This is a genomic window from Devosia pacifica (genome assembly GCF_014652635.1).
Classification (GTDB): domain Bacteria; phylum Pseudomonadota; class Alphaproteobacteria; order Rhizobiales; family Devosiaceae; genus Devosia; species Devosia pacifica.
This window is the reverse complement of the sequence record NZ_BMZE01000001.1, coordinates 396,889-408,887: the sequence shown is the minus strand read 5'-3', so window position 1 is coordinate 408,887 and position 11,999 is coordinate 396,889. Positions and strand designations below refer to the sequence as shown.

The window sequence follows — 11,999 nt, the reverse complement described above, 5'->3', positions numbered from 1 at the left end:
GATGTCAGTCCCTGGGGTCGAACCCTTCAAATACAATTTGATCGCAAGCGGAGGCCACTGCATCGGCTTCTGCTTGCGACTTGATCGTCCAGGCGGTAACGGGCACCCCGAGCTCCCGCCAGAAGCGGATTGCCGGAAGGTCCAGTGCGTTCTTGGCGCAAGAGATGAAATCGAACCGGGTCTCGTGCCAGTGCAGGAGATTCTTCAGGATGAAACGCTGCTCTTCGCCGAGGGTCGAGTGGTGGCCCTCTGGATCGTAGTCATAGGTGATGATACCGAGCGGGCCGGAAAAACCGTGCTTCCGGACCAGTACCAGCAGCCGTGGGTCGAATGATTCGACGGTCACAGGGCCGGTATAATCGGCAAGACATTCGGCCGCAGCCCTGGCAAGACGATCAGTGCCTTCTTCGTCGCGCTGATGCTTCAGCTCGACCTGCAGCAGTGCGCGGCCATCGACCAATGCCAGAAAGTCAGCAAACTGCATTGGACAGTCACCCGCGGCGCTATCCAGTAGAGGGATGCTCGACATCTCCTCGAAACTGGTATCAGCGACAGCTCCGGTGCGGCCTGTGAGACGCTCGCGATCGTCGTCATGAAAAACGATCGGCCTGCCGTCCGCTGTCAGTTGCAAGTCGCACTCGATCGCGAACCCTGCCTCAATGGCTGCGCGAAAGGCGGCGGCGCTATTCTCGATAATGCCGGCCGTACGATCATGCAGACCGCGATGTGCGACAGGGCGATCGAACGTCAAGTTCATAACTGATTCCAATGTATTGCTCACCGCCAGGCTAGGCGTCGATCTCTACAACAGCCTCGATCTCCACGGCTGCGCCCATCGGCAGCCCTGTCGTCCCAAAGGCGGCGCGAGCATGCTTGCCTTTCTCGCCCAGGACCTCCGCGAGCAGGTTAGATGCACCATTTGCGACGAGATGATGCTCTGTAAAATCAGGCGCAGCAGCAACCAGCACGGTCAATTTCACGAAACGCCGGATCTGGTCGAGAGGTACACCCGCCGTGTGAACGATTTGTGCCAGTACCGATAGAACTGCGTGCTCGGCAGCGGTACTCCCCTGAACCACGTTCATCGTGTCTCCCAAACGCCCCTCGATGACACCATACTCGTTGGTAGAAATCTGGCCCGAGATATAGAGCAGATTACCAGTACGCACGACGGGCACGTAGCTGGCGACTGGTGGGTTGGGTGAGGGGAGTTCATATCCGTAATCGCGGAGTTTCTGCAGCGGGTCGCTCATTGGTCTTCCCCTTCCGGTTGTATGTCGCTGGCCGGCGAAGGCCGATAGAGTTTGCCTCGCACCACCGCCTCACGGCCGAAGCGAGAGCGAACCCGGTCCATTGCCCGCTCGGCTGCAGCGCGGCGCGCCACAGCGGGCTCCAGAAGATCGACAGGATCTTCTCCTGTCGCCTCGGTTATCGCAGATACTCCGATGCCGATCAGCCTAAAGGCTGTGCCATCTATTTCACGCGCCAGCAAGTCCGATCCGTTCTCGTACAGGACGCTAGAGAGTTGTGTGGGCATCATCAGGTGGCGCGCTCGGGTTCGCGTCTTGAAACCGGCCGTCTTGAGTTTGAGGGTAACAGTGCCTCCAACGATGCCCTTATCCTTCAGGCGCTCAGATAGCCGCTCGGAAAGCGCAAGAAGTTTTCCAGACAGCTCGTTGAAGTCACTGATATCCTTGTTGAAAGTCGTTTCCGATGACACTGACTTCATGTCGTGATCGGGTGTGATCGTACGGCTGTCCTGCCCACGCGCAAGCCGTGCCAGGCGAGCTCCTGTCTCGCCGTACCGTCGTATCAGGGTTTCCGCGGGCAACTGCTGCAGCTGGCCGATGGTGAAAAGCCCATCGCGCCGCAGCTTCTCGTTGAACACCTGACCGACGCCATAGATCACCGAAATCGGCTTCTCGGCCAAGAGACGCTCGGTCTCTTCGACGCCAATGAGTGCGAACCCTCGCGGCTTGTCCAGCTCGGAGGCCAGCTTGGCCAGAAATTTGTTGTGGCTCAGACCGACCGAGACGGTGACACCAATCTCCTGTTCGACACGCTGTGCGAACCTCGCCAGAACGACAGCTGGTGGCGCCTTGTGCAGGCGCTGCGTGCCCGACATGTCGATGAAGGCCTCATCGATCGACAGCGGCTCGACGAGTGGCGTCAGGCCATTCATCATCGCGCGGATCTGCCGGCTGACCGCAACATACTTCTTCATGTCTGGTTTGATGATGATGGCATCAGGGCACAGCTTGCGGGCCCTGAACATCGGCATGGCAGAGCGCACGCCGCTCTGCCGCGCGATGTAGCAGCAGGTGCTGACGACGCCCCTCTGTCCACCGCCGATGATCAGCGGCTTATCGAGCAGTGACGGATCGTCCCGCTTTTCCACTGATGCATAAAAGGCATCGCAATCCATGTGTGCCACGCTGAGATCGAAAAGCTCACGGTGCAGCAGCAGCCGGGGCGAACCACAATTCGGGCATCTCTCGCGGCCGTTGGCCGCCGGGCCATGGGCTATACAGTCGCGGCAAAGGAAGTGCTGTCCATCCATGGCTCAGTCATGAGGGTTCTGCTGCTGCCAGACGCGCGTGAATGTTTCCGGGCTCACTCCGGAATTCGCGCAAAAAGCGAGCAGAATCGCTTCACGTCCTGCAAAATAGTCCAGCAAGCCGGCATTGAGGTCCTGCGATCCCACTGCGCTGCGCAACTGGTCTGGAGAATACCCCGTTTGCACCATGAACTCGGCGAGCTCATCGGGATGTTCGGCAAGGTAGCCGAGACATTGCGCAGCGAGCGCGTCTACGTTGGAGCGGGTGGAATCGTTCACGGTCACGGCTCGAAGTGTTTCGTGTTTCGTAAGAGATGACATGTTAGCGGATTGCTGCGGCAAAACGAAGGGTCGCCACGAAGTGGCAAGCGAGGTTGCATGCCAAAGACAATCATGATCGTCGAAGACAACGAGCTCAACATGAAGCTCTTCAACGATCTCCTGGAATCGCGTGGGTATGCGGTTATTCAAACGCGCAACGGCATGGAAGCGCTCGATCTCGCGCGTGCCCATCATCCCGACCTGATTCTCATGGATATCCAGCTTCCAGAGGTTTCGGGGCTGGTCGTCACCAAATGGCTGAAGGACGACGAGGAACTCGCACCAATCCCGGTTATCGCCGTCACCGCATTCGCAATGAAGGGCGACGAAGAGCGAATTCTCCAGGGCGGGTGCGAAGGCTATATCTCCAAGCCAATCTCCGTGCCGAACTTTTTGGAAACCATTGCCCGGTACATTGGACCTGCCTGAACGGCGGAAGGGGCCCGCTGCCACATCAAGCTGATGAACGGCCGGCGCTGTCGAGAACGTAATAACGTTCTTAGCGACAACGTGCTCCTAGCTGCCTCGAGGTGATTGATGGCAGGTGTGGGAGTGGCACTTCGTGACAGCGCGGGTATTGATCGTAGATGACATCCCGACCAATGTCCGGCTGCTGCAGGCGCGTCTGACGGCTGAGTATTTTGAGGTTGTTACGGCCGGATCTGGCGCCGAGGCGCTTGAAATTTGCGCGCGCGGCGATGTCGATATCGTCTTGCTCGATGTCATGATGCCAGAGATGGACGGGTTCGAGGTCTGCCGTCGCTTGAAGGCAGATCCTGCGACACAACATCTTCCGGTCCTGATGATCACGGCTCTCGATCAGCCTTCGGACAGGGTGAAGGGCCTGACGGTCGGCGCGGATGATTTCCTCACCAAGCCTGTCGATGACATGCAGCTGATGGCGCGTGTAAAGAGTCTCGCTCGGCTGAAGTCGTTGACTGACGAGCTCCGGGCGCGTGCCTTTACTGGCCAGCAGATTGCGATTGAAGACGCAGCGCGTGCAATGGATCGGATCAGCGGCGAGGGCGGGTCTATCCTCGTCGTGGACAGCGATGAGCGCCACGCTGCGCGCATTCGCTCATATCTTGCTGACCACCACACTGTCGACGTACTGACGCAGCCCGCGGATGCGGTGTTTCAGGTCACTGGTGGCCGCTATGATCTGGCCCTGGTGTCGATGGCACTCGAGGGGTTCGATCCGCTTCGTGTCGCATCGCAGATTCGTACGCTCGACCACGCGCGCAATCTACCGATCATTCTGATCTCAGATGAAGGCGACCGCGCCAAGGTGGTGCGTGCGCTTGACCTGGGAATCAATGACTTCATTCTGAGGCCGGTTGAGCGAAACGAGCTTGCTGCCCGTGTGCGCACCCAGATTCGCCGTTATCGTTATGCGACTGAACTGCGCGACAGCGTTACCAACACCATGGCGCTTGCCGTCACCGACGAACTGACTGGCCTTTATAACCGGCGGTACTTCGACCGGCATCTTTCAGCGATGCTGTCCAAGGCTCAGAGCCAGGACCGCGAATTGGTGCTGATGATGCTCGATATCGACCATTTCAAGCACGTCAATGACAGCTATGGGCACGATGTCGGAGATTTGGTCCTGAAAGAGTTCGCGGACCGGTTGCGTCGCAACATTCGCGGTGTCGACCTTGCTTGTCGCTTCGGCGGGGAAGAGTTTGTAGTCTTGATGCCTGATACCGATTATCAGCAGGCCGAGATTGTCGCCGAGCGGGTCCGCGCGGCTGTCGCCGAAGCGGCGTTTGAGGCCGGGACGGTGCCGCCTCTGAAACAGACCGTCTCCGTGGGGGTCTCTCTCCATGAAAGCCGTGACGATACGCCGGAGGCTCTTCTCAAGCGCGCTGATATTGCGCTCTACCGTGCGAAGCGGGAAGGGCGAAACCGGGTCGTCTTTGACGCTGCCTGAGCTAGGTCGTTCAGAGTATAACGCGCCTAATACTTAGTATTCGACACGTTAGGGTTATTCATTATAGTTAACTATGCGTTTCTTCTGACAAACGCCGGTGTTTTCTTGCTTATTCCGCGTCAGGCGATAGTGTCTTTTCAAGACGCAAGGAAAAACGTTCTGACCTTGCATCGATCCCTACGGCTCTCCTCAGGTCCGCCGCAACTCCTGAGGCCGTAGGGGGCTGGCCCAGATGCGGTTCAGAGTGGCCTCTTCGATATCCGTATCTCGGGCCAGCCACTCCTTTTCCAAAAAGAAGAAGCCCCGCGACAATATCGCGGGGCTTCTTTGTATCCAGCTAGAAAGAAGATCTATTTGATCTTCGCTTCCTTGAATTCAACGTGCTTGCGGGCCACCGGATCGTACTTGCGGAAGGACAGCTTGTCCGTCTGCGTGCGCGCGTTCTTCTTGGTGACGTAGTAGAAGCCGGTATCTGCCGTCGACACGAGCTTGATCTTGACGGTATTGGCTTTGGCCATTTCGGTGTCCTCTAAACAGCACAGAGCGCTGCAGGGCGCAACGCTCCGGGGTTTGGCGCTAAAGAGCGCCCGTGTTTGGCGCGCAACCTACGGATTTGCGGGCGATTGTCAACTCGGTTTCACTCAGGGATAGTCAGGATCAGCGGGATCGCGATGCTTCGGGTCGAACCCGTGCATCCGAAGCGACCACTGAAGCCCGACAATGCTGCCCTTGATTGACGGAAGCATGGCCAAAGGCAGGACGATTGCCAAAGGCAGCATCGTATACAGGTAAGTCAGTGGGTCGATCCGCCACGTCATTTCCATATGCAGGATAATGGCAACGAGCAGGTGTCCAACGATGAAGATCGCGACGTAAGGTGGCAGATCGTCGGCCCGATGGTGATGCAACGCTTCACCGCACGCCGAACAAGTTTCGGTCACTTTCAGATAAGACCGGAACAGCTTTCCCTCTCCACAATTGGGGCACTTACACACGGCACCCCGTATCATGGATCGGGCCAGTGGCCTCTCCTCGCCAGTAATTGTGCGTACGCTCATCGGATTATCTCCGTTTCCGGCCCTTTGTCCTGCTGGACGACATAGTGCGTTTTCCGCGCTTGCCAGAAGTAGGCGGTTTGACGCGGGGGCCCTCTGATAGCATTTCAAATCTCAGGGCACCTGCCACGGGCGCTGCCTCGAGCAGACGTACCGTTACCGGATCGCCTATGCCGAACTTTTCGCCGGTGCGCTCTCCGATGAGGGACTGCTGCTCCTCAACGTGCCGGAAATAATCCTTGCCGAGGCTGGAGATTGGAATGAATCCATCTGCCCCTGTGTCGGTCAGTTTCACGAATAGCCCCGACCGCGTAACGCCCGCAATCCGACCCGTAAAACGCGCACCGATCTGTGATGCGAGGAACTGAGCCAGAAGCCGGTCCGACGTTTCGCGCTCTGCGATCATGGCGCGCCGCTCTGTTGCAGATATGTGCTGGCCAATTCCAGACAGCTTAACGCGTTCCGAGTCGCTCAAGCCATCCTTGCCCAGATCGAGCGCGCTGATCAGAGCACGATGGACGATAAGATCCGCATAGCGGCGAATCGGCGATGTGAAGTGGGCATATCGGTCGAGATTCAGGCCAAAGTGGCCGTAGTTTTCAGGCGCATACTCTGCCTGCGCCTGTGTGCGCAGAATCATTTCGCTGACCTGCTGCACGTTGCCGGCTTTTTCGGCGCGAGCGAGAATTGTGTTGAACTGGGACGGCCGCACCGCTTCTGTGTTGGCCATCGAGATATCGAGTGACGCCAGAAACTCTCTTAGCGCTGCCAGCTTTTCGCGGCTGGGGCTGTCATGCACGCGGTAGAGCAGGGGCGTTTGATGTTTTTCCAGCGTCTCGGCGGCAGCAACGTTCGCCGCAATCATCATCTCCTCGATAAGACGATGGGCATCGAGGCGCTCCGGGATACGAATATCCGCCACCATGCCTTTGTCGTTCAGAACGATCTTGCGTTCCGGCAGGTCGAGTGCAAGCGGTCCGCGGTCGTCGCGCGCCTTCGACATGTTCTTGTAGGCCTGCCAGAGAGGACGTAGCACCGGATCCAGCAAAGGACCTGCTGCATCATCAGGCTTACCGTCGATTGCTGCCTGCGCTTGCTCATAGCTGAGCTTCGCCGCCGAGCGCATCAGAACACGGTGAAACGTATGGCTGCGTTTTTTCCCATCAGAGCCAAATACCATGCGCACTGCCATTGCAGCCCGCGGCTCGCCTTCGCGCAGAGAGCAAAGATCGTTGGAGATACGCTCGGGAAGCATCGGGACAACCCGATCCGGGAAATACACGGAATTGCCGCGCAGATACGCTTCGCGGTCCAAGGCACTTCCTGGCCGCACATAGGCTGCGACGTCAGCAATGGCGACACGGACTATATACCCGCCCTTGTTGTTCGGATCAGGATCGGGTTCGGCATGAACCGCGTCGTCGTGGTCCTTGGCATCTGCGGGGTCGATGGTAACCAGAGGAATTTCGCGCCAGTCCTCCCGGCCTCGAACCGTTTTCGGCTTGGCGTCCTCTGCCTCTCGCAGCACGGATTCGGGAAACCGGTAGGGAATTTCAAGGTTATGGATAGCGATCAGGCTGACCGCGCCTTCGGAGGCCGGATTGCCGATGACGTTGATGACCCGGGCACGTGGGATCATCATCCGACCTGAGTGGCGCACTTCGACCTCTACCAGATCGCCGTCCTTGGCCTCGCCGAGATCGCCGCGTGGAATACGCATTTCCTTCTGCTTGCGGTCGACCGGTACCAGCCGGGCATCCTCGTCCTCGACCCGAACAATGCCGATATGGGCCCTGCGCGGCTTGTCGAGGATCTTCATCGGGCGCGCTGAATAGTCGGGGACTATATCTTCGCCCGCATCTATGCGCGCCAGGATGCGGTCACCGGGACCGGGAGCGACACGCGCTGAAGACGCTTGTACAACCCGCACGCGCGGACGCTCGCCTTCTTCATCATTCCACTGCGCAGGGAATGCGTGAAGCGCATCGGGGTCGGCATCCGAGGGAATATCGAGGACTGTAACTGCGGGCAATGAGGCTGTACGTCGTAACGTCTTGCGCGTTCGCGTAATTACGCCTTCGCCTTCAAGCTCCTTCAGCATGTCCTTGAACGGCTTGCGCTGCGCACCCTTCAGGCCGAAGACCTTCGCCAGGTCGCGTTTGCCCTTTACGTCGGGCTCGCTCGCCAGCGCTTCGAGGATCTGCTCGCGGCTCGGAAGTTCGCTGGGTGATACCACCCGTGACCGTTTGGGGCCCGGGCTCTTGCTGTTTTTGGTCTTTGTTTTGGCCATAAGCTCGCTTCGTTGAATTCACTTAAGATAGGAGCGATCAGCTCGTTTTGCCAGCCGGGGTCTATTAGGTGCTCGACATGCCCCGCATTGAAGTCGCAGGAGAGATTGTGGCAAATCCTCCTAACAACTTCGAGAGGTTCCCAGTGTCTGCGATTCCATTCTTCGACGGCCATAACGATACGCTGTTGCGGCTGCTTGATCAGGGGGATGACGCCGCAACGGCGTTCGTGGAAGGAAACGCGAAAACGGACATCGATCTTCCGCGTGCACGAGAGGGGGGTATGGTCGGCGGCTTCTTTGCGATGTTCCCACCCCCGTTGAAGTCCTCGGGCACTCTGACCGCAACGGAGCGCAATGAAGGTAAGTTGCCAGCGGAACTCGAATTCGAGCCGGCCATGCGTTCAATCAACAGTATGGCGCGCCTTCTCTACAAGATCGAGCAGAGCGGTGTCCTGCGCGTGTGCCGGAACGCCGGCTCTTTGCGCGAAGCGATCGCTGCCGGCGAGATGGCGGCATTGTTTCACATCGAGGGTGCCGAGCCGATCGATCTAAAACTCGATTCTCTACATGTGCTGCATGCTGCGGGATTGCGCTCGCTGGGGCTGACGTGGAGCCGCGCGAACGCGTTCGGCACCGGCGTGCCGTTCAAGTTCCCAGCTGATCCGGATATAGGGCCGGGGCTTACTGACGCCGGCAAGGCACTGGTTCGGGAGTGCAACGCGTTGGGTGTGCTCATTGACCTGTCGCACCTCAATGCTGCCGGCTTTCGGGATGTCGCGGCGACGAGCCAAAAACCGCTGGTAGCGACGCACTCGAACGTACACGCCTTATGCGCCCACCCGCGCAACCTGTTGGACTGGCAGCTTGCAGCCATACGCGAGACCAAGGGTGTCGTCGGACTGAACTACGCTGTCGGCTTCCTCCGTGAGGACGGCCAGTTCCGCGCCGATACAGAACTCGAGGTCCTGGTGCGGCATGTTGATGCTTTGTTGGAAGCGCTGGGCGAAGATGGCGTTGCGCTCGGGTCGGACTTCGATGGGGCGATGATGCCACGACCCATCAAGGATGTGGCTGGCGTCCCGAACCTGCTGCAAGCCATGCTCGATAAAGGCTATGGCGAGCCGCTGGTGCGAAAGATTGCGCTCGACAACTGGCTATCGGTCGTCGAGCGCACAATCGGCTGACTATTCGGCACTCTCTGCAGACTTGGCAGATTTCTTCGCAGCGGGCTTCTTCGCAGCGGTCTTTTTGGCTGCGGGCTTTTTGGCCGCTGTCTTTTTCGTTGTCGCTTTCTTGGCCGAGGCTTTTTTGCCGGAGACCGTCTTGCCAGTTGCTTCGGCCCTGGCCGCAATCAGTTCCAACGCCTTCTCGAGCGTTACATCTTCGGGTGGCAGGTCCTTGGGTAAGGTTGCGTTGATCTTGCCCTGATTGACGTAGGGGCCGTATCTGCCGGATCGGACAGACACTTCGCCGTCATCGTGTTCGAATTGCTTGATCGCAGCGGGCGCGGACCGACGACCACGGCCGCCGCCAGCAGCCTTTTGCGCGATCAGATCGACTGCGCGGTTTAGCCCGACCGAGAATACCTCTTCGACATCTGGCAGATTGGCATATGTCTTGTCGTGCAGAACAAACGGTCCGTAGCGTCCGATACCGGCGGTGATCGGATTGCCGGTCTCAGGGTGCACGCCCACCTCACGCGGCAACGAAAGCAGTTGCAGCGCCTTGTCGAGGTCTACGCTCGATGTGTCCCAACCACGGGGGACCGATGTGCGCTTGGCTTCTTTGCCATCACCGAGTTGTACGTATGGGCCAAAGCGGCCGTTCTTGAGGAATACCTCTTCGCCGCTCTCTGGATCGACCCCGAGTGCGTCGTCAGCCACTGCCTCTGTCTGGCCGGTCGCGGCGTCCGCGAGCTGCATGGTGTGCTTGCATTCCGGGTAGTTCGAACACCCGATGAACGCGCCATAGCGCCCAAGCTTGAGAGACAAGGTTCCTGTGCCGCAGGTCGGGCATTGTCGCGGATCCGCGCCGTCTTCGCGCGGCGGGAAGATATGGTCGGCCAGCAAATCGTTCAGCGCGTCGAGCACCTCGGATACGCGCAGGTCCTTGATCTCGGCAGTGTGCTTCGAGAAATCGTCCCAGAACTCGCGCAGTACCTGCTTGTAGTCGAGATCGCCGGCGGAGATGTGGTCGAGCTGCTCCTCGAGGCTCGCGGTGAAACCGAACTCGACATATCGGGAGAAAAAGCTCGTCAGAAAGGCGGTAACGATGCGGCCCCGGTCTTCCGGCACCAGCGCGCGCTTGTCGAGCCGGACATAATCGCGATCCTTCAGGGTGCCGAGCGTTGCCGCGTAAGTGGAGGGGCGACCGATACCGAGCTCCTCCATCTTCCGGATGAGGCTGGCTTCAGTGTAACGGGCAGGGGGTTGCGTAAAATGCTGCTCCGTCAGCACATCTTCGAGGTCCGGCTTGTCGCCGACCGCCAATGGCGGCAGCTCGCGGCTGTCCTCGTTCTCGTCGTCACGCCCGTCATCCTGCTTCGCCTCGACACCGTAAAGCGCGAGAAAACCGGGGAACGTAACCACCGAGCCTACCGCGCGCAGGCCCAAGGCGCGGCCCGGAACGTTCACATCGATTTCGGCCGTCGTGCGCTCGATCTCGGCCGACTTCATCTGGCTCGCCAGGGTGCGGCGCCAGATCAACCCGTAGAGTTTTTGCTGATCAGCCTCGAGGTTTCTCAGCGTATCCGGATGCTTGAAGAGGTCAGTCGGACGAATCGCCTCGTGTGCCTCCTGGGCGTTCTTGGCCTTGGATTGATAAAGACGCGGCTTTTCGGGGAGATACTCGTCGCCAAACTCCTTGACGATACAGCGCCGCGATTGATCGATGCCTTCAGGAGACATCTGCACAGCATCGGTACGCATATAGGTGATAAGCCCGTCCTCATACAGACGCTGGGCGATCTGCATTGTGCGCGACGGGCTGAGGCCAAGACGCGACGAGGCATCCTGCTGCAGGCTTGATGTGGTGAATGGGGCGTACGGATTGCGGCGCGTCGGCTTCTTGTCGACGCTTGATATGTTCAAGTTGCCACTCTCGATCAGCTTGCGCAGTTCGGCCGCGTTCTCGCCGGTCTTGATTGTCAGCTTGTCGGTCTTTTTGCCGTCGACCGAGGCCAGGCGCGCTTCAAAGCTCTTGCCCTTCTGGTTCAGCTTTGCGGCAACAGACCAATATTCCTCGGGCTTGAACTTTTCGATCTCGTCTTCGCGATCGCAGACAAGACGCAGCGCGACCGACTGTACGCGGCCGGCGGACCGAGAGCCCGGAAGCTTGCGCCAGAGGATCGGCGAGAGGGTAAAGCCGACAAGATAGTCGAGTGCCCGGCGCGCAAGATAAGCGTCTACAAGTGGTGCATCGATCTCGCGTGGATTGGCCATGGCCTGGGTCACGGCATCCTTGGTGATGGCGTTGAACATCACACGTTTGACGGGCGTGTCTTTCTTGATGGCCTTCTTCTGGCGCAGCACATCGAGCAGGTGCCAGGAGATCGCCTCGCCTTCGCGATCCGGGTCGGTGGCGAGGATCAGTTCGTCGGCGCCCTTGAGCGCCTTGGTGATATCGGTGATGCGCTTCTTGGCGGCCGCATCGACCTCCCAAGACATCGCAAAATCTTCGTCCGGCCGGACCGAACCCTCCTTGGCCGGCAGGTCTCGGATGTGGCCGAAGGACGCCAGGACCTCATAGTCCTTGCCCAAATACTTGTTGATTGTCTTGGCTTTAGCCGGACTTTCAACGATGACGACCTTCATACCAAATCCGTTCCGCAACTATCGTGTTCAA

Annotated in this window: 11 protein-coding genes; 3 read left to right on the top strand and 8 right to left on the bottom strand. The window is 58.9% G+C overall.

The window, feature by feature from the left end:
- Positions 1-4 precede the first annotated feature (4 nt).
- The 4 genes from IE127_RS01910 to IE127_RS01895 are packed head-to-tail and all read right to left on the bottom strand — an operon-like array spanning position 5 to position 2,836.
- The gene (locus IE127_RS01910; RefSeq protein WP_189422851.1) at positions 5-757 is read right to left on the bottom strand and encodes a glycerophosphodiester phosphodiesterase family protein; all 753 of its coding nucleotides are present in this window, start codon (positions 755-757) and stop codon (positions 5-7) included.
- 31 nt (positions 758-788) lie between these two features.
- The gene (locus IE127_RS01905) at positions 789-1,253 is read right to left on the bottom strand and encodes a RidA family protein (protein WP_189422849.1); all 465 of its coding nucleotides are present in this window, start codon (positions 1,251-1,253) and stop codon (positions 789-791) included.
- The gene (locus tag IE127_RS01900; RefSeq protein WP_189422847.1) at positions 1,250-2,560 is read right to left on the bottom strand and encodes a DNA polymerase IV; all 1,311 of its coding nucleotides are present in this window, start codon (positions 2,558-2,560) and stop codon (positions 1,250-1,252) included. The genes IE127_RS01905 and IE127_RS01900 overlap by 4 nt, the downstream gene beginning before the upstream one ends.
- A 3-nt stretch (positions 2,561-2,563) precedes the next feature.
- A complete protein-coding gene (locus tag IE127_RS01895; RefSeq protein ID WP_189422845.1) occupies positions 2,564-2,836 on the bottom strand; it encodes a DUF3572 family protein in 273 nt (90 codons plus the stop codon).
- A gap of 99 nt (positions 2,837-2,935) precedes the next feature.
- On the opposite strand from IE127_RS01895, the gene IE127_RS01890 reads away from it, so the two are divergent.
- Together IE127_RS01890 and IE127_RS01885 are read left to right on the top strand one after the other, a co-directional pair.
- Complete coding sequence (locus IE127_RS01890; protein WP_189422843.1) at positions 2,936-3,307, top strand: response regulator; 372 nt, start codon at positions 2,936-2,938, stop codon at positions 3,305-3,307.
- A 133-nt stretch (positions 3,308-3,440) separates the two neighbouring features.
- Complete coding sequence (locus IE127_RS01885) at positions 3,441-4,811, top strand: PleD family two-component system response regulator (protein WP_189422841.1); 1,371 nt, start codon at positions 3,441-3,443, stop codon at positions 4,809-4,811.
- A gap of 350 nt (positions 4,812-5,161) precedes the next feature.
- Here the strand turns inward: IE127_RS01885 and rpmG are convergent, their stop codons facing one another.
- From rpmG to rnr, 3 genes are all read right to left on the bottom strand, one after another.
- A complete protein-coding gene (gene rpmG, locus IE127_RS01880; RefSeq protein ID WP_189422839.1) occupies positions 5,162-5,329 on the bottom strand; it encodes a 50S ribosomal protein L33 in 168 nt (55 codons plus the stop codon).
- 123 nt (positions 5,330-5,452) lie between these two features.
- A complete protein-coding gene (locus IE127_RS01875; RefSeq protein ID WP_189422837.1) occupies positions 5,453-5,869 on the bottom strand; it encodes a DUF983 domain-containing protein in 417 nt (138 codons plus the stop codon).
- 4 nt (positions 5,870-5,873) lie between these two features.
- A complete protein-coding gene (gene rnr / locus IE127_RS01870; protein WP_189422835.1) occupies positions 5,874-8,156 on the bottom strand; it encodes a ribonuclease R in 2,283 nt (760 codons plus the stop codon).
- 143 nt (positions 8,157-8,299) lie between these two features.
- On the opposite strand from rnr, the gene IE127_RS01865 reads away from it, so the two are divergent.
- A complete protein-coding gene (locus IE127_RS01865) occupies positions 8,300-9,340 on the top strand; it encodes a dipeptidase (RefSeq protein ID WP_244639867.1) in 1,041 nt (346 codons plus the stop codon).
- On the opposite strand, the gene topA is transcribed toward IE127_RS01865, so the two are convergent.
- A complete protein-coding gene (gene topA / locus IE127_RS01860; RefSeq protein ID WP_189422831.1) occupies positions 9,341-11,968 on the bottom strand; it encodes a type I DNA topoisomerase in 2,628 nt (875 codons plus the stop codon).
- Positions 11,969-11,999 lie beyond the last annotated feature (31 nt).